The sequence below is a fragment of the Pseudomonas sp. P1_C12 genome (genome assembly GCF_056406435.1).
Genome location: NZ_JBFUAE010000001.1, coordinates 183,960 through 199,847, shown reverse-complemented (window position 1 = coordinate 199,847; position 15,888 = coordinate 183,960). Strand labels below are relative to the sequence as shown.

General features: G+C 60.1%; 18 protein-coding genes. 7 read left to right on the top strand and 11 right to left on the bottom strand.

Translation table 11 applies throughout. The annotated features are described in order from the left end of the window. The first annotated feature begins 279 nt into the window (after positions 1–279). From AC1D19_RS00910 to AC1D19_RS00900, 3 genes are all read left to right on the top strand, one after another. On the top strand, positions 280–981 hold the full coding sequence (locus AC1D19_RS00910) for a response regulator (RefSeq protein ID WP_007970971.1): 702 nt from the start codon (positions 280–282) through the stop codon (positions 979–981). A gap of 4 nt (positions 982–985) precedes the next feature. Then, a complete protein-coding gene (locus tag AC1D19_RS00905; protein ID WP_477762018.1) occupies positions 986–2,287 on the top strand; it encodes an ATP-binding protein in 1,302 nt (433 codons plus the stop codon). A 110-nt stretch (positions 2,288–2,397) separates the two neighbouring features. Further along, a complete protein-coding gene (locus AC1D19_RS00900; RefSeq protein WP_477762017.1) occupies positions 2,398–2,673 on the top strand; it encodes a hypothetical protein in 276 nt (91 codons plus the stop codon). A gap of 45 nt (positions 2,674–2,718) precedes the next feature. On the opposite strand, the gene AC1D19_RS00895 is transcribed toward AC1D19_RS00900, so the two are convergent. The 7 genes from AC1D19_RS00895 to AC1D19_RS00865 all read right to left on the bottom strand — a co-directional run bounded on the left by AC1D19_RS00895 (position 2,719) and on the right by AC1D19_RS00865 (position 7,881). Beyond that, a complete protein-coding gene (locus AC1D19_RS00895) occupies positions 2,719–3,480 on the bottom strand; it encodes an anti-sigma factor (protein WP_477762016.1) in 762 nt (253 codons plus the stop codon). Next, positions 3,480–3,962 carry an RNA polymerase sigma factor gene (locus AC1D19_RS00890; RefSeq protein ID WP_477762336.1) on the bottom strand — a complete coding sequence of 161 codons (483 nt, stop codon included), beginning with the start codon at positions 3,960–3,962 and terminating at the stop codon, positions 3,480–3,482. Before AC1D19_RS00890 ends, AC1D19_RS00895 begins: the two co-directional genes overlap by 1 nt. Before the next feature lie 66 nt (positions 3,963–4,028). Beyond that, entirely contained in the window at positions 4,029–4,571 is a 543-nt protein-coding gene (locus AC1D19_RS00885; RefSeq protein ID WP_477762015.1) for a tetratricopeptide repeat protein, read from the bottom strand. A 353-nt stretch (positions 4,572–4,924) separates the two neighbouring features. Further along, entirely contained in the window at positions 4,925–5,878 is a 954-nt protein-coding gene (locus AC1D19_RS00880) for a D-2-hydroxyacid dehydrogenase family protein (protein WP_477762014.1), read from the bottom strand. Positions 5,879–5,891: 13 nt separating this feature from the next. Continuing rightward, entirely contained in the window at positions 5,892–6,917 is a 1,026-nt protein-coding gene (locus tag AC1D19_RS00875; protein WP_477762013.1) for an alpha/beta fold hydrolase, read from the bottom strand. An 83-nt stretch (positions 6,918–7,000) separates the two neighbouring features. Further along, entirely contained in the window at positions 7,001–7,435 is a 435-nt protein-coding gene (locus tag AC1D19_RS00870; protein WP_477762012.1) for a YqaA family protein, read from the bottom strand. Next, positions 7,435–7,881: a DUF411 domain-containing protein gene (locus AC1D19_RS00865; protein ID WP_477762011.1), complete on the bottom strand. Its 447-nt coding sequence runs from the start codon at positions 7,879–7,881 to the stop codon at positions 7,435–7,437. Before AC1D19_RS00865 ends, AC1D19_RS00870 begins: the two co-directional genes overlap by 1 nt. A 384-nt stretch (positions 7,882–8,265) precedes the next feature. Between AC1D19_RS00865 and AC1D19_RS00860 the strand changes: the two genes are divergently transcribed. Beyond that, positions 8,266–8,796 (top strand): hypothetical protein, encoded by a 531-nt coding sequence (locus AC1D19_RS00860; RefSeq protein WP_477756235.1) that lies wholly within the window; start codon positions 8,266–8,268, stop codon positions 8,794–8,796. A gap of 47 nt (positions 8,797–8,843) precedes the next feature. Here AC1D19_RS00860 and AC1D19_RS00855 read toward each other — a convergent pair whose 3' ends face one another. Then, positions 8,844–9,839, bottom strand: coding sequence for an aldo/keto reductase (locus AC1D19_RS00855; RefSeq protein WP_477762010.1), 996 nt, complete (start codon positions 9,837–9,839; stop codon positions 8,844–8,846). Positions 9,840–9,956: 117 nt separating this feature from the next. Here AC1D19_RS00855 and AC1D19_RS00850 point away from each other — a divergent pair, with 117 nt between their 5' ends. Further along, positions 9,957–10,880, top strand: a complete 924-nt coding sequence (locus tag AC1D19_RS00850) for a LysR family transcriptional regulator (RefSeq protein WP_477762009.1) — start codon at positions 9,957–9,959, stop codon at positions 10,878–10,880. A gap of 7 nt (positions 10,881–10,887) precedes the next feature. Here AC1D19_RS00850 and AC1D19_RS00845 read toward each other — a convergent pair whose 3' ends face one another. After that, complete coding sequence (locus AC1D19_RS00845; RefSeq protein WP_477762008.1) at positions 10,888–11,025, bottom strand: hypothetical protein; 138 nt, start codon at positions 11,023–11,025, stop codon at positions 10,888–10,890. A gap of 156 nt (positions 11,026–11,181) precedes the next feature. Between AC1D19_RS00845 and AC1D19_RS00840 the strand changes: the two genes are divergently transcribed. Further along, a complete protein-coding gene (locus AC1D19_RS00840) occupies positions 11,182–11,370 on the top strand; it encodes a hypothetical protein (protein ID WP_477760646.1) in 189 nt (62 codons plus the stop codon). 8 nt (positions 11,371–11,378) lie between these two features. Here AC1D19_RS00840 and AC1D19_RS00835 read toward each other — a convergent pair whose 3' ends face one another. After that, positions 11,379–11,750: a fe2+ zn2+ uptake regulation protein gene (locus AC1D19_RS00835; RefSeq protein WP_477762007.1), complete on the bottom strand. Its 372-nt coding sequence runs from the start codon at positions 11,748–11,750 to the stop codon at positions 11,379–11,381. Positions 11,751–12,502: 752 nt separating this feature from the next. Here AC1D19_RS00835 and pvdQ point away from each other — a divergent pair. Next, the gene (pvdQ, locus tag AC1D19_RS00830; protein ID WP_477762006.1) at positions 12,503–14,815 is read left to right on the top strand and encodes a bifunctional acylase PvdQ; all 2,313 of its coding nucleotides are present in this window, start codon (positions 12,503–12,505) and stop codon (positions 14,813–14,815) included. 57 nt (positions 14,816–14,872) lie between these two features. Here pvdQ and AC1D19_RS00825 read toward each other — a convergent pair whose 3' ends face one another. Next, positions 14,873–15,874, bottom strand: a complete 1,002-nt coding sequence (locus AC1D19_RS00825) for a FecR family protein (RefSeq protein ID WP_477762005.1) — start codon at positions 15,872–15,874, stop codon at positions 14,873–14,875. Positions 15,875–15,888: the final 14 nt, after the last annotated feature.

Genomic DNA, 15,888 nt, shown 5'->3' with positions numbered 1-15,888 from the left:
AAGACTCCCAGCATCCTACTGGGCGCAGGCGAGGGTAGCGGTGAAGCTTTGTTGGTGCTGTGTGAAATTGTGTAAGGGTTTTACTCAGAGACGAGTGAGGGCGTATATCCTTCAGTCCTTGAATTTTATTGCACCTGTCAGGCCGCCTTCGCGGGCAAGCCCGCTCCCACAGTGGTCGGTGGTGTTCATATCCTTTGTGTTCACCTCAAATCCCTGTGGGAGCGGGCTTGCCCGCGAAGAGGCCGGAACAGGTGCCACGGCTCTTTCTGGAAACACCCCATGCCCAACATCCTCCTGGTCGAAGACGACACCGCCCTCGCCGAACTGATTGCCAGCTACCTGGAGCGCAACGGTTATTCCGTCAGCGTGATCGGTCGTGGTGACCATGTGCGCGAACGTGCGCGGCTCAATCCGCCGGACCTGGTGATCCTCGACCTGATGCTGCCTGGCCTTGACGGCTTGCAAGTCTGTCGCCTGCTGCGCGCCGATTCGGCGACCCTGCCGATCCTGATGCTCACCGCCCGCGACGACAGCCACGACCAGGTCCTGGGCCTGGAAATGGGGGCCGACGACTACGTCACCAAACCCTGTGAGCCGCGGGTGCTGCTGGCCCGGGTGCGAACCTTGTTGCGCCGCAGCAGCCTCAGCGAGCCGCAGACCGCCAATGACCGCATTCTGATGGGCAACCTGTGCATCGATTTGTCCGAACGCACCGTGACCTGGCGCGAGCAATTGGTGGACCTGTCCAGCGGTGAGTACAACCTGCTGGTGGTGCTGGCCCGGCATGCCGGTGAGGTGTTGAGTCGCGACCAGATCCTGCAACGCCTGCGCGGCATCGAGTTCAACGGCACCGACCGTTCGGTGGACGTAGCGATTTCCAAGTTGCGGCGCAAATTCGACGACCACGCCGGCGAGGCGCGCAAGATCAAGACCGTGTGGGGCAAGGGGTACTTGTTCAGCCGTTCCGAATGGGAATGCTGAGCCGATGTTCAGAATCCTCTTTCGTTTGTACCTGGTGACCATCGTTTCATTCAGTGCGGCGATCTATCTGGTGCCGGATCTGGTGGTCAAGGTGTTCCACGAGCGCTTTGTCACCTACAACCTCGATTACTCCCGCGGGTTGCAAACGCTGATCGTCAAACAGTTTCACGCAGCACCGGCCGAGCAGTGGACAGCCCTGGCGGCTGAAATGGACAAGGACTTCAATCCACTGCACATCGTGCTCAGTGGCAATGACGACAGCAGCCTGACGCCTGATGAACAGCAGCGCTTGCGCCGCGGCGAGAACGTCGTGCGCGTCGGAGACTGGGGCTGGCGCACGCTGGCGGTCGCACCGCTGAACGAGCGCACCGTGGTGCAAATGGTGGTGCCGCCGGACCCGCTGGACGTCAACCTGTTGTACTGGAGCATCAACGTACTGATCGGCGCGACCATGCTCGCCTGCCTGTTGCTGTGGCTGCGCCCGCACTGGCGTGACCTGGAGCGCCTCAAGGGTGCGGCCGAGCGCTTTGGCAAGGGCCACCTGGGCGAGCGCACGCAAATCTCCCCTAGTTCCAACATCGGCAGCCTGGCCAGTGTGTTCGACACCATGGCCGGCGACATCGAGAACCTGCTCAACCAGCAGCGGGACTTGCTCAATGCGGTGTCCCACGAGTTGCGTACGCCATTGACCCGCCTGGATTTCGGCCTGGCGCTGGCGCTGTCCGACGACTTGCCGGCGGCCAGCCGCGAGCGCCTGCAAAGCCTGGTGGCGCACATTCGGGAACTCGATGAATTGGTGCTGGAGTTGCTGTCCTACAGTCGCCTGCAAAACCCGGCGCAACTGCCGGAGCAGGTCGAAGTGTCGCTGGATGAGTTCATCGACAGCATCCTTGGTAGCGTCGATGAAGAGCTGGAATCCCCGGAAATCGTCATCGACGTGCTGCTGCACGGCCAGCTCGAACGCTTCAGCCTGGACCCGCGCCTGACCGCCCGTGCCCTGCAAAACCTGCTGCGCAACGCCATGCGCTATTGCGAAAAACGAATCCAGATCGGTGTGCAGGTGTATGCCGGCGGCTGTGAGATCTGGGTCGACGATGACGGCATCGGCATTCCGGATGACGAGCGTGAGCGGATCTTCGAACCGTTCTACCGCCTCGACCGCAGCCGCGACCGCGCCACTGGCGGATTTGGTCTGGGGCTGGCGATCAGCCGCCGCGCACTGGAGGCGCAGGGTGGCACGCTGACGGTGGAAGCCTCGCCGCTGGGCGGGGCGCGGTTTCGTTTGTGGTTGCCGATTTCGGCTTGATTACGACGAGCGGCAGCAACATCTGTCAGGTTTGACAGTAGCAAGACGCTGCGCTTGCGCGTTTCATTGGTCTGCGACCTCAAGAGAAGGTGGTAGGCTGGAGGAGAAGAATGAACGCGCCAACAATAAAAATCAGCGGGCGAGGCACGATCAGTGCAATCCGGGACGTCAAAGTCGAGAGTGTGTCGACAAAATTCGCGATGGTCCTGCCCGATGGCGGCTATAGCAGATTGGCGATCAGGATTGGACCCAACATCACCGCAGAGGGTCGCGCCTGTTTTCTTGTTGGCGATGCAGTGAAATATACGATGACGAAGGGGGCTGACGGAGAACTGCCGAGGGCACACGACCTTGAGAGGGCGGGCGTCGATATCTGGACAACTTGATGGCTTGCGGGGTCTTTTTCGATCCCGCAAGCCATTGTCTGTGCTTCAAGCGCTCAACCGACTGCGCAACAACTTCGCCATCTCCTCCAGATCCGTCATCGGTTGATGCCCGATCAGCATCCAGGCGTGTTCCATGTCAGCCCAATACACGATGTTCAGCTCGCGCCGCTGTTCCCGGGCGAAATGGCGGCTGCCGCTGTTGGAGCGGGTGACGCACAGCGCCATGGGGCCGTGCGCCGGATCGAGGTAGGTGATCTGGGCGATGGGCACACCGTCGTACTCGAGGATTTGCGCGCGCTTGAACTCGGCACGGGGCAGGCTCAGTTTTGCCGGCGCGAGGTCCAGGCCCAGACGCGCATCGATGGTCCGCAGTTGTGCCCGTTGCGCGGCTTCATCAGCGGGTAAATGATCCAGGGTTTCCGGCACGTAGAGCGCCATGTAATCGGCCACCAGGCCGCGCCAGTTGTGGGTCTGCTGGCTCGCTTGCCAGCCGAGGAACAACCGGTCCGCCAGCACGCCGCCGGCCAACAGTGCGGCCGCGGCGGCAAGGAACCAGCGCCGGTTGAGCCCGGGGCGGACGGGCGAGGACAGCGTCGCGAGCATGGCTTGCAGACGATCCACCGGCGCCTGCCGGGCCAATTCATCGTAGGCGTCCTTGAACGACAGGCTGCTGCGATCCAGCCATTGCAGGCGCAGGCCGAGCATCGGGTCGGCGATGATGGCCGCGTCGATGTGCGAGCGCTGCTCGGCATCGAGTTGGTTGTCGAGGTAAGCCACCAGTTGTTCGTCCGAGGTTCTCGCGCTCATCAATGTTCTCCTCGGTAAGGGTGCGGCACCGTGTGCAACGGTGGATATTCGGCCAGTTTCGCCCGAGCGGCGGCCAGGCGACTCATCACCGTGCCGATGGGCACTTGCAGCACGTCGGCGACTTCGCGGTAGGACAAGCCCTCGACGTAGGCGAGAAACACTGTTTCGCGCTGGGTCTCGGGCAACGCATCGACGCGACGGATGACCTGTGCCGCCAACACATGGGTCTGGGCCACGGATTCACCATCGAACGACAAGGCCTCATCGGCATCCACCTGACCCTGACCCTGACGCACCCGCTGGGCGCGGATTTCGTTGAGCCAGATCGAATGCAGAATGCTCAGCAGCCAGCGGTCCATGCGCGTTCCCGCCACGAATTGCCCGGCCCGCTCCAACGCCCGCACGCAGGTGGCCTGCACTAGGTCATCGGCAACATGCCGTTGACGGGACAACAGCAGGCCGTAGCGCCATAAACGCGCCAGATGCTGGTTCAGTTCCGTTCGTATTGTCTGATCGCTGGCGATGGCGACCTCCGTCCGCTCAGGTTTTCAGGTTTTCGATGAGTCGTTGATGGCTTCGGCCAGGTCCTGGTACTCCTCGCATTGAGTGCTGCCGCAAATGGATTTGATCTGCTGCAGTTGTTCCTGCGCGAGATCCAGCCGGCCTTTGATCACATAGGCCTCGCCGAGGTATTCGCGGACTTGCGCGTATTGCGGGTCGAGCTTCACCGATTGCAGGTAATAGCCGATGCCTTCGTCGGTGCGTCCCAGTTTACGCGTGGCGTAGCCGCGATAGTTCAGTGCTTTTGCTGTATTTGGCTGTTTCAGCGTGTCGAGCAGGGCCAGGGCTTCTTCGTAACGTCCGTCCTTGGCCAGTTGCCAGGCATAGTTGGTGCGGTCTTCGTCCGGCACCAGGTTGCTGGTCTGCCTGACGCACCGATTCGATCGGGTATCCAGCACTTGACCTTTCGGGCAGGTGGGTCTGGTGGGCATGTCGTCACCGCCGCCACCACCGTTGGCCAGGACGAGGGAGCCGGACAACGCAACGGTCAGCAACAGCGGGGTCATCAGAACGGCAAAACGAATATTCATGGGCTTTGCTCCACAGGTTCAGGCGTTTCAGATCAGGTCGCGCCCCGCCAGAGGCAGCGCAAGGTTGAGCCAGCCAACGGCTTGAACAATTGAAGGGGCCTGACTGCCCCGGCAATCTCATGCTCATGCTCATGGTTGATGTCATGAGAACACCGCAGCATGAACAATTATTCACTGCGATCTTGCGTTGTTTTCAAGGAAAGCTCATATCGGGGCGCAGGCATGGTTTTGTGCCTTACACAGCTTTATGTGCGCTGAAGATCCCTGTGGGAGCGAGCAGGCTCGCTCCCACATACGAATTTCGTCGAATAGAAGATCTGGGCGGTGCTCCAACGAAGCATGATGACGAGCTATCAACCCAGCGGACGAATCGGTGTGCCCGCCGCCCAGGCTTGAATGTCCTCGATCATTTGCGAGAAAAACAGCTGATAGTTCTGTTGGCTCACGTACCCGACATGGGGTGTTGCCAGCACGTTGTCCAGGGTCCGGAACGGATGGTGCGCAGGGAGCGGCTCCTGCTCGAAGACGTCCAGAGCGGCACCGGCCAGCCGTTGTTTCTGCAGCGCCTTGATCAGTGCCGCTTCATCGACAATCGGTCCGCGAGCGGTGTTCACCAGCAGCGCCGTGGGTTTCATCCAGCCCAATGCTTGCGCGTCCACCAGGCCCCGACTGCGGTCGCTGAGCACCAGGTGCACCGACAGCACGTCGGCCTGTTCGAACAATTCCTGCTTGCTGACATGGGTCACACCGACTTGTGCTGCTCGTTCGGCCGTGAGGTTTTCACTCCAGGCGATCACGCGCATGCCGAACACCTGACCGAACTGCGCGACGCGCTGGCCGATGCTGCCCAGGCCGAGGATGGCCAGCGTCTTGCCATGCAGGTCGCCTCCCAGGCCTTGTTGCCATTGGCCGGCACGCAGGGCATTGGCTTCGACCACCAGATTGCGGGTTGCGGCCATGATCAGCGCCCAGGTCAGCTCCGGTGCGGCGTGTTTGTAGCTGTCGCTGCCGCTGACCTGTATGCCCAGCGCGGCAGCGGCTTTCAGGTCCAGGGCGGCGTTGCGCATGCCGCCGGTCACCAGCAGTTTGAGCTTCGGCAGGCGGCGCAGCAGGTCTTCATCGAAACGGGTGCGCTCGCGCATCACGCAGATCACCTCGAACCCGGCGAGGCGCTCGGCCAGGGCTGGGTTATCGGAGGGGTAATCATGGAGAAAACTCACCTGGCCGACGCTGTCCAGCGCCGACCAGTCCACCACATCCCGCGCCACATCCTGCCAATCATCAAGCACTGCAATCTGCACAGGCATCAGCCTTTCCTCTTCAACGCACGGGGTTGGTCTTGTTCAGCCAGGCGAGCAGGGCCTGGTGGAATTGTGCCGGTTCTTCCATCTGTGGCGCGTGGCCCATGCCAGGGAATTCGACCAGCGTGGACTGGGGAATCAGCTTGGCCACCTGTTTGCCGAGGACCTCGTAGTGCCCGAGCTTCGCCTTGATTTCGGGGGAGGCGATGTCACTGCCGATGGCGGTAGTGTCGGACGTTCCGATCAACAGCAGGGTCGGCACTTTCAGGTCCTTGAATTCGTAGTACACCGGTTGGGTGAAGATCATGTCGTAGATCAGCGCCGAGTTCCACGCGACTTGCATATGCCCCGGGCCTTTGTTCAGGCCGGCGAGCATGTCGACCCAGCGATCGAATTCCGGCTTCCAGCGGCCGCCGTAATAGGTGGTGCGCTCGTAGGTTCGGATCCCGTCGGCGCTGAGTTTGAGTTCGCGTTCGTACCATTGGTCCACGGTGCGATAGGGCACACCGAGGGCTTTCCAGTCTTCCAGGCCAATGGGGTTGACCAGCGCCAGTTGCTCGACCTGTTCGGGGTATTGCAAGGCATAGCGAGTGGCAAGCATGCCGCCGGTGGAATGCCCCAGCAGGGTGACTTTCTGGATGCCCAGCGCCTTGAGCAATTGCTGGGTGTTCGTCGCCAGTTGCTGGAAACTGTACTGATAGTGCGCCGGTTTGCTGGAGGTGCAGAAGCCGATCTGGTCCGGGGCGATGACCCGATAACCGGCGTCGCTGAGGGCTTTGATCGAGGTGTCCCAGGTGGCGCCGCAGAAATTCTTGCCGTGCATCAGCACCACGCTGCGACCATTGGCCTTGCCGTGGGCGGCAACATCCATGTAACCCATTTGCAGGGATTGACCCTGGGATTCAAAGGCGAAGTGCTTGAGGGTGTAGGGGTAGTCGAAACCTTGCAATTGGGGGCCGTATGCCGGTCCTTCGGCGTGGGCTATGGCGGGCAGGGCGGCGGTCAGCAACAGGCCGGGTAACCAGCGGGTGAGGGCGCGCGACATGGGAGAGCTCCATGGAAAATCCGCATGCTGGGTCGACTCGATTAGGGCCACATTAAACACAGGCAATCGCCGCCCTTGATGGTTCAACCCATCCAGCCCAAAGTCGCCACGGCCAGTACGCCGTAGCGGGCGCCTTTGGCCAGGGTGACGATCAGCAGGAAGCGTCCCAGCGGCTCGCGCATGACCCCGGCGACCAGCGTCAGCGGATCGCCGATCACCGGCAACCAGCTGAGCAGCAATGACCAATGGCCGTAGCGTTGGTAATGCAGCCGGGCTTTTTCCAGGTGTCGGGGGCCTACCGGAAACCAGCGCCGGTCGCGGAACCGCTCGATCCCGCGCCCCAGCCACCAGTTAAGCAGCGACCCCAGAACGTTGCCGCACGTTGCCACTGCCAGCAGTGCCCAGAGCCAATACCGATCGCTGAGCAACAGTCCCACCAGCACGGCTTCGGATTGCAACGGCAGCAGCGTGGCGGCACCGAATGCCGCGAAAAACAGCCCGAGGTACGCGCTGGACATCAATGGGCGGGGTAATCCGCAACCACCACGTCAGTGCCATCCTTTTTCAGGCCAATGACCTGATAGGCATCGCTCATGCCGTCCATTTCCATGCCGGGCGAACCCATGGGCATGCCGGGGGCGGCGACGCCCAACAGATCGTCGCGCTTGCTCAGGGCCAGGACCTGGTCGGCCGGGACATGACCTTCGACGAATTTGCCGTTGATCAACGCGGTGTGGCACGACGCCAGGCGCGGCGGCACACCATGCTGTTGCTTGAACTCACTCATGTTGGCTTCGACGTGGTCTTCGACCTTGAAGCCATTGGCCTGCAGATGAGTGATCCATTTTTTGCAGCAGCCACAGTTGGCGTCGCGATGAACCTCAATCGGGATGAGGTCGGCGGCCTGGGCCAGGGAGGACATGAACAGGGCGCTCAGGGCGATCAGACGCAGAGGGTTTCGCATGGGTTCGTCTCGGTTAACGGGCAAAAAAACGCATTTTGACCCTTTTTATTGGGCGGGTATTCAAGGAGTGTTTCTAATTGCTACAAAGATCCGCTGTTAGATGATGGTAGATCATCGCTGTCAGGCAGATGAGGGGCGCATTACAAAATCGTCAGGTTGAAATGCCGAGGGTAAGTATCGGTGTTGATGAAAACCAACTAGTCGCCATGTAAGAAAAGTCTGAAGGACCATTCTTCAAGGTGCTAATACCCAATAAACAAGAAGTTTTACAGCATGTATCTGAATTGTACGATAATTGTTAAAACTCCGAATTAAAGTTTGGTGGCCTCAAGTGCTCCGGCCGATACTCCTGACCTCCTAACTTGGTCAAGCAAGGAGTTTTCAATGACTATCGGTTATACCGGCGCCTGGACTGCGAAAGCGGGCCTGTTGGTGCGAGATACCGCCAGCAGATCAAAGCCTGTTCCCCAGAGCGTCAAGGTCAGGCAGATGCTTGACCTGGTGGGCAACAATCCAGTCGAGCTGGATACAGTCAAGATGGACAAGATGAAATTGCGCAAGCAGATGAAGGGTTTTGATCCTACTGATATTTCAGTCAAGTCCATGGGCAGTCTCAGTGTCTTTCTGAAAGAGCGCGGCCTGATCAGTGATGTGACGGCGGTCACGCTGAGCAATGCCGGTGACAAGTTCGACCGGTTTGGCATCAAGGACCCTGATGCGAAGTTCAATGCACTGGAATATTTCGCCACGCAACTGGAGAACATCCAGAATAACAATCTCAAGGGTAACAAGTACGCCAACTACCTGGTTCCCGAGTTCAAAAAAGCGATCTACGTGCTGCAAAACCTGGAAACCTACGGCAAGAACAACGGCCCCATGGTGAGGCCCGGCAGTGTTCTCTCGGAAGAGGCCTGACGCCATGTTGCCCGGCCCGCCCGGTTCATCGAGCGGGCCGGCAACCCTTAGCGGTCGAGCAGTTTCATGACTTCTTCCGGATAACGCAGGCCTGCGGTGGCATTCGCTGCAAAGACCGCCTCCAGCGCTTGCAGTTCTTCGGCGCTTAGCGTCACCTGCAGTGCGGCCACGTTTTCTTCCAGGTATTTACGTTGTTTGGTGCCCGGAATCGGAATCAGGTAGTCGCCTTGGGCCAGCACCCATGCCAGCGCCAGTTGGCCCGCCGTCACGCCTTTTTCCGCCGCCAGCGCCTGCACTTGCTGCACCAGTAGCAGGTTTTTCGTGAAGTTTTCGCCCTGGAAGCGCGGGCTGAAGCGACGGTAGTCGTCCGCCGCGAAATCATCCGGGCTTTTCAATGCGCCGGTCAGAAACCCTCGGCCCAACGGGCTATAAGGCACAAAGGCGACGCCCAGACGCTGGCAGGCCGCCAGGCAACCGTTTTCTTCCTGGTCACGGCTCCACAATGAATATTCACTTTGCAACGCACTGATCGGATGAACCTTGTGTGCCCGTTCCAGGGTCGCCACCGATGCCTCGCTCAATCCCAGGTAACGCACCTTGCCGGCACTGACCAGTTCGGCCATGGCGCCGACGGTTTCCTCGATAGCCACCTGTGGGTCGATTCGGTGCTGGTAATACAGGTCCAGAGTGTCCACGCCGAGACGCTTCAAGCTGCCGTCGACGGACTGGCGAATGTATTCCGGCCGACCGTTGACGCCCCGGGCGGTGGGGTTGGCCGGATCGCGGACGATACCGAACTTGCTGGCCAGGAACACCTGATCGCGCTTGCCGGCAATGGCCTTGCCAATCAGTTCTTCATTGGTGTGCGGGCCGTACATATCGGCGGTATCGAGCAGGTTGACGCCCAGTTCCAGCGCGCGATGCAGGGTGGCCGTGGCTTCGCGGGTGTCCGTGCCGGTGGTGTAGAAGTCGGTCATGCCCATGCAGCCCAGGCCGATGGCCGACACCTGCGGACCGTTTTTTCCCAATTGACGTGTGTGCATGAAATCAGCTCCCTGTGAAGTGAGTCGCTATTGTTCGCCTCGACAGAAACAAGATAAACCGGCTAAAACGGCTATCACTGTTCGTTAAATCTAAACAATCTGTCGGTGGAACCAGCAATGGACCGTTTCAACGCCATGCGCGTCTTTACCCGAATCGTCGAACTCGGTGGCTTTGCCAAGGCCGCCGACAGCCTGCAATTGCCCCGGGCCTCGGTGACCATCCTGATCAAGCAACTGGAGGCACATCTGGGGGTGCAACTGCTGCAACGCACCACGCGGCAGATCAGCCTGACGCTCGACGGTGCGGCCTATTACCCGCGTTGCGTGCGCTTGCTGGCGGATCTTGAAGAGACCGAAGCGGTGTTCAGCGCGGCGCGCCACAATCCAAAGGGCTTGTTGCGGGTGGACATGCCGGCGGGAGTGGGGCGCCTGGTGGTGATTCCGGCGCTGCCGCAATTCACGGCCCGCTATCCCTTGATCGAGCTGGAAATAGGTTTGAATGACCGGCCGGTGGACCTGATTCGCGAAGGTGTCGATTGTGTGTTGCGCGCAGGCTCGCCGCTGGACGATTCGCTGGTGGCACGGCCGCTGGTGATGATGGATCAGGTGACCTGTGCCAGTCCTGACTACCTGCAGCGGCACGGAACGCCCCATACCTTGAACGACCTGGACGGGCACCGGATGGTCGAGTACATCTCCGGCAACGCAAAACGCTATGGGCTGGAGTTTGTCGTGGATGGCCAGGTGCATTCGGTCGATCTGCCCAAGCAGGTGGCGGTCAACAGTGCCGATGGTTATCTGGCAGCGTGCGAGGCCGGATATGGGCTGGTGCAGACGCCGTACTATCACGTCGCCCGGCAACTGCAGGAGGGGCGATTGCGTGAAGTGCTTGGGGAAGTGCCGCCGCCGGGCATGCCGATGACGGCGCTTTATCCGCCGCACCGCCAGTTATCCCGGCGGGTACGTGTGTTTGTCGATTGGCTGGTTGAGCTGTGTGCCCAGCCCGGCAATGACTTCTATCGAAAGGATTCAGGAGGTTGAATAGCTGTTAACGATGTTGGTAGTAACCCGGTCCGCCATGGTCGTCGTGGTGATCGTGGTGCCAGCCCCCGTGGGGGAAAACAATGCAACCGCTCAAGCTCAGGATGGCCAGCAGAGGCATCAGCAATGTGATTCGACGCAACATGTGAAAGTCCTCATGGTTATTGCCGTTATGAAGCTAAAACTCTTCATCGGCTGTAACATGAGACCCCGCTTGTAGTTGTTTATCCCCGAAACAGGGTAGGCACTTGGCATGCGTATCGATACAAACCGGATACATTTTCAGATTCAGGAACCCGCAATGACTCAGTCGCAACGTTTGAAATACTCGATTCTGATCTCCCTGGTGGTGCTGGGGATCATGTTTGGCCTTTCCTGGTTGCAGAACACCGGCGTCATCAGCGAAAAAATGTTCCAGTACATCGCCATAGGCGTGGCGGTGGTCGTGGTGGTCGTCAATGGCGTGATGCGCCGCAAGGTCAAGCCCTGATCATTCAATCACTGGTTGCGCAGAATGGCAGCAGCCTGGGGATGCAGGCTGTAGCTTTTGTCGGGATTGAGGACAATCACGCCTTCGCTGCACAAGCGCTTGAGCACTTCACGCACGCTGAGAAACGACAAGGGAATGTCCAGGTCCAGCAATTGGCTGTGCACGCCGCGCACGCCAAGGCTGCGGTCGCTTTCGGCGGCCGTCAGCAGGGCATCGATGACTTTCAGACGGATCAGGCTGGTGCGCAGGCCAAAGCTTTTGAGCAGGATCCTGATCCGTTCGTTGCGGTGACGATCGGTACGCGGCTCGAATACGCTGACTCCCATGGAAGTACCCTTTGGCGCATTGCTACCGTCCATTGGCAGTTGCGAGTTGTACATTGCAAAACTCCTTTTCAGAGCCTGATCAGGAAAAAGTGGGCGCTCTTGCAAGACTAGACGCATGAGCAGCGCAAATCATGAAGGCTCAAATGTAGAAAATTTGTCGCCATCGTGTGATCAACCTGTCAGTCCACGCGCCGATGCGCGGTAAAATCCTAAATTTTGGTTCTTCACGCAATCCCGGGGAATACCGATACCTGTAGGAGCTGGCTTGCCAGCGATGGCAACTGACGGCCGGCCATTTTCTTCCTGGTGTACATATTCATTGCTGCGGTAACGGCCACTTATGGTTCCGCCTTTACGGCGGGTCACTTGGAAAAGCGGAACGCCGCCCGGCCCCAAGTAACCAAGGGCTCTTGCCCCTGACGTTCGGTGCCTCGCCCAGGCTCGGCATGCCCTCGCTCCGGTCCTGCTCCGTGGGCCCGCCGCCATCGGCCATCCATGGCCGGGGGCGGCTAACCCGGCATCCATGCCGGGTTGTCCACTGCGCAGAACCTGCGCTCGGCCTCTCGAGGGGGCGTGCACCGCAACAGCACCGCGAGGCGAGCTAACGCTCGACCTCGTTGTTTGGTGTTGCACGCGTTCCCCTGTAGGAGCTGCCGAAGGCAGCCCCTACAGATATTTCGTTATATGTGTTCTCCGGGATTCCGTGAAGAACCTAAATTTTTGATGTGAGCTTCGTCCCTACAGGGAGGCACGGTGCGAGTGGGTATGCGCAGCTGTAGCCATCTTTTTTTCGATCAGGAGCGAGCGTGATTATTTCCAGCCAGTTAACCAGGTTGCGCCTGGCGGGTGTGACTCTGGGTTTGAGCCTGGGGCTGAGCCTTGGGGCGAGCGCGGACATTCGCCGCACCAGTTTCGGCGTGCCGCACATCCGCGCCGACAACGAACGCGGGCTCGGCTACGGCATCGGCTATGCCTACGCCCAGGACAATCTGTGCCTGCTGGCCAACGAGATCACCACGGTGAACGGCGAACGTTCGCGGTATTTCGGGCCGGATCAGTTCACCGTTGAGGAGCGTGAGAACCTGGTCAGCGATGTGTTTTTCACCTGGCTGAACACTCCGCAGGCGGTCGCCGGTTTCTGGCAGGCCCAGACCCCGCCAGTGCGTGAGCTGATTGAAGGCTATGTGGCGGGGTACAACCGCGCCTTGAGCGAACGTCGCGCCCAGGGTTTGCCGCCGCAGTGCCAGGGCGATTGGGTGCGCGACATCACGGCAATGGATCTGGTCAAGCTGACCCGGCGCCTGTTGGTCAAAGGCGGCGTCGGCCAGTTTGCCGAAGCCCTGGCCGGTGCCACGCCACCCAAAGCCGTGGCCCAGGCGGCAAACGCGCAGCCGGCGTTCCAGGTGGCCGCGACGCGGATGCAGCGCTTTGCCCTGGACCGGGGCAGCAACGCCGTCGCGGTCGGCAGCGAGCGTTCTTTTAACGGTCGCGGCATGTTGCTGGCCAATCCGCACTTTCCGTGGGTGGGCGGCATGCGTTTTTATCAGATGCACCTGACCATTCCCGGCAAGCTGGACGTGATGGGCGCGGCATTGCCCGGCCTGCCGGTGATCAACATCGGTTTCAATCAACATCTGGCCTGGACCCACACCGTGGATTCGTCCAAACACTTCACGCTGTACCGCCTGCAACTGGATCCCAAGGATTCGACCCGGTACCTGCTCGACGGCCAGTCCTTGCCGATGGACAGGCAGACCCTGACCGTCAACGTCAGGCAGGCGGACGGGCAGGTCCAGGCGATTTCCCGGGTGGTCTACAGCTCGAAGTTCGGTCCGGTGGTGCAATGGCCGGGAAAACTGGATTGGGATCATCAGTACGCCTTCAGCCTGCGTGATGCCAATCTGGATAACGACCGCGTCCTGCAGCAGTGGCATGCGATGAACCGCGCCGAAAACCTCAAGGACTTCCAGGCCTCGGTGCACAAGATCCAGGGCATTCCGTGGGTCAACACGCTGGCGGCCGACGATCAGGGGCAGACGCTGTACATGAACCTCTCGGTGGTGCCCAACGTCAGTGTCGACAAGCTGGCGCAGTGCAGCGATCCGCGGATCGGCCTGCAGATGATCATCCTTGACGGTTCCAACAGCGCCTGTGCCTGGGACATCGACCCGCAGGCGCCACAACAGGGTATCTATGCGGCGGACAAGTTACCGCAATTGCTGCGCAAGGATTTTGTCCAACACTCCAACGATTCGGCCTGGATGGCCAACCCGGCGCAACCGCTGACCGGCTATTCGCCGCTGATCAGCCAGGATGGCCAGCCATTGAGTTTGCGATCACGTTTTGCCCTGGAGCGTTTGAGTACCTTGATCCAGGTCGGGGCGGCGGATTTACAACACATGGTCATGGACGATCAGGTTTATCAGGCGAATCAAGTGATGCCGGACCTGCTGCAATTCTGCGAGGCGGATCTCGGTGCCGATGCAAAAACGCTGACGCCACTGTGCGCCAGCCTCAAGGCATGGGACCGCAAGGCCAACCTCAACAGTGGTCTGGGCTTTGTGCATTTCCAGAATGTCATGGAGTCTTTGGAACAAGTGCCGGACGTATGGCGCGTGGCGTTCGATCCTCCGGACCCGCAACAGACTCCGCGTGGACTCGCGGTCGATCACCCGGACGTAGCGATGGCGCTACGGGCAGCGATGCTGGCTTCGGCTGAACAGGTCAAGGCGTCAGGTCTCAAGCCGGACAGCCGTTGGGGCGATATCCAGGTGGTCAGCAGCGGCGGGAAACAGACGCCAATCCACGGCGGACCGGGGACGCTGGGCGTCTATAACGCCATCCAGAGCGTGCCGCGCAGCGATGGCAAGCGCGAAGTGGTCAGCGGCACCAGTTACCTGCAAGTGGTGACCTTTGACGAAAACGGACCACAGGCCAAAGGGCTCCTCGCGTTCTCGCTGTCCAGTGACCCGGCCTCGAAGTTTTCACGGGACCAGACGCAGGCCTTTTCCAAGAAGCAATGGAGCGTGCTGCCCTTTACCGAGCAACAGATCCTGTCCGATCCGAACTATCAGGTGCAGACGATTCGTCAGCAGGATGCAAAGGTGACTGCGCAGTAAGGTCGTGGAGCATTGCATGAACGCTGAAGGCCGCACCCCGCAAGGGTGGCGGCCTTTTCAGCTTTTCGGGGATGTTTGCGGAATCGCGTTGACCACCAGATTGCCGTTCTGGTTACGGGTCAGGTAGACCGGCAGGACCCGCGGCAAGGACTTCACCAGGCCGTTGATCTCTCTGATGTTGTAGATGCCGCCGATATGGATCGAGCCGGTGCTGTTGTCAGCGACCATCAACGGTTTGTCCAGGTAGCGATTGATCAAGGGCAGTGCATCGCTCAGTGCCAGATCGTCGAGTACCAGTTTGCCCTGGCGCCAGGCCAGCGAACTGTCATTGTCATAGGTCTGGCTGACGCGGGGAATGAAGTCGCCGTGGCGATAACCGGCCTGCATCGCCGGGTCGAGGCGCAAGCCGTCACCGGGCTGGCCGGCGTTGCTGCTGACCAGTACCGAGCCTTCGATCAGATTGACCTTGACCTGGTCTTCATACATCCAGACGTTGAATTGGGTGCCGGTCACGCGAATCCGGCCTTCGGCGGCCTTGACCACAAACGGGTGACGGGTGTCATGGCTGACATTGAAAAAGGCTTCGCCTTTTTTCAGCGTGACTTGCCGTTGATCCTTGTAGTTGCTGTAGGTCAGCTCGCTGCCCAGGTTCAGTTCCACTTGGCTGCCGTCCTTCAAGGTGACCGTGCGAACATTGTCGGTCGCTTCGAAATGCTGGTACGCGTTCGGTACCCAGCCCAGGTGCCAGCCGCCATAACCGGCCAAAGGCAGTGCCAGTGCGCATATCGCCGCGGCAATACCCAGGCGCCGCCACGGGTTTTCCGGTTGAGTGCGAACCAGAGGCACGACGGGCTCGGGACGCGGCAGGTCGCCAGCGACATCCCAGATCTCCAGCATCGCTTCGTACTCGAAGGCGTGGAGCGGATGCGCATCACGCCATTGCTCGAACGCCTGGCGCTCTTGCTCGGTGCAGTCATTGGCGTGCAAACGCATACACCAATGCGCAGCGGCATCGGTGATGGCGTCGTATTCGGCTTCCGAGAGCGTGTGGTCGGTCATTGGCTCATCCTGAT

What these genes read in the sequence shown, in the direction of transcription:
- AC1D19_RS00910 (WP_007970971.1), top strand. Translation starts at nt 280, where the DNA reads ATGCCCAACATCCTCCTGGTCGAAGACGACACCGCCCTCGCCGAACTG.
- AC1D19_RS00905 (WP_477762018.1), top strand. Translation starts at nt 986, where the DNA reads ATGTTCAGAATCCTCTTTCGTTTGTACCTGGTGACCATCGTTTCATTC.
- AC1D19_RS00900 (WP_477762017.1), top strand. Translation starts at nt 2,398, where the DNA reads ATGAACGCGCCAACAATAAAAATCAGCGGGCGAGGCACGATCAGTGCA.
- AC1D19_RS00895 (WP_477762016.1), bottom strand. Translation starts at nt 3,480, where the DNA reads ATGAGCGCGAGAACCTCGGACGAACAACTGGTGGCTTACCTCGACAAC.
- AC1D19_RS00885 (WP_477762015.1), bottom strand. Translation starts at nt 4,571, where the DNA reads ATGAATATTCGTTTTGCCGTTCTGATGACCCCGCTGTTGCTGACCGTT.
- AC1D19_RS00880 (WP_477762014.1), bottom strand. Translation starts at nt 5,878, where the DNA reads ATGCCTGTGCAGATTGCAGTGCTTGATGATTGGCAGGATGTGGCGCGG.
- AC1D19_RS00875 (WP_477762013.1), bottom strand. Translation starts at nt 6,917, where the DNA reads ATGTCGCGCGCCCTCACCCGCTGGTTACCCGGCCTGTTGCTGACCGCC.
- AC1D19_RS00870 (WP_477762012.1), bottom strand. Translation starts at nt 7,435, where the DNA reads ATGTCCAGCGCGTACCTCGGGCTGTTTTTCGCGGCATTCGGTGCCGCC.
- AC1D19_RS00865 (WP_477762011.1), bottom strand. Translation starts at nt 7,881, where the DNA reads ATGCGAAACCCTCTGCGTCTGATCGCCCTGAGCGCCCTGTTCATGTCC.
- AC1D19_RS00860 (WP_477756235.1), top strand. Translation starts at nt 8,266, where the DNA reads ATGACTATCGGTTATACCGGCGCCTGGACTGCGAAAGCGGGCCTGTTG.
- AC1D19_RS00855 (WP_477762010.1), bottom strand. Translation starts at nt 9,839, where the DNA reads ATGCACACACGTCAATTGGGAAAAAACGGTCCGCAGGTGTCGGCCATC.
- AC1D19_RS00850 (WP_477762009.1), top strand. Translation starts at nt 9,957, where the DNA reads ATGGACCGTTTCAACGCCATGCGCGTCTTTACCCGAATCGTCGAACTC.
- AC1D19_RS00845 (WP_477762008.1), bottom strand. Translation starts at nt 11,025, where the DNA reads ATGTTGCGTCGAATCACATTGCTGATGCCTCTGCTGGCCATCCTGAGC.
- AC1D19_RS00840 (WP_477760646.1), top strand. Translation starts at nt 11,182, where the DNA reads ATGACTCAGTCGCAACGTTTGAAATACTCGATTCTGATCTCCCTGGTG.
- AC1D19_RS00835 (WP_477762007.1), bottom strand. Translation starts at nt 11,750, where the DNA reads ATGTACAACTCGCAACTGCCAATGGACGGTAGCAATGCGCCAAAGGGT.
- AC1D19_RS00825 (WP_477762005.1), bottom strand. Translation starts at nt 15,874, where the DNA reads ATGACCGACCACACGCTCTCGGAAGCCGAATACGACGCCATCACCGAT.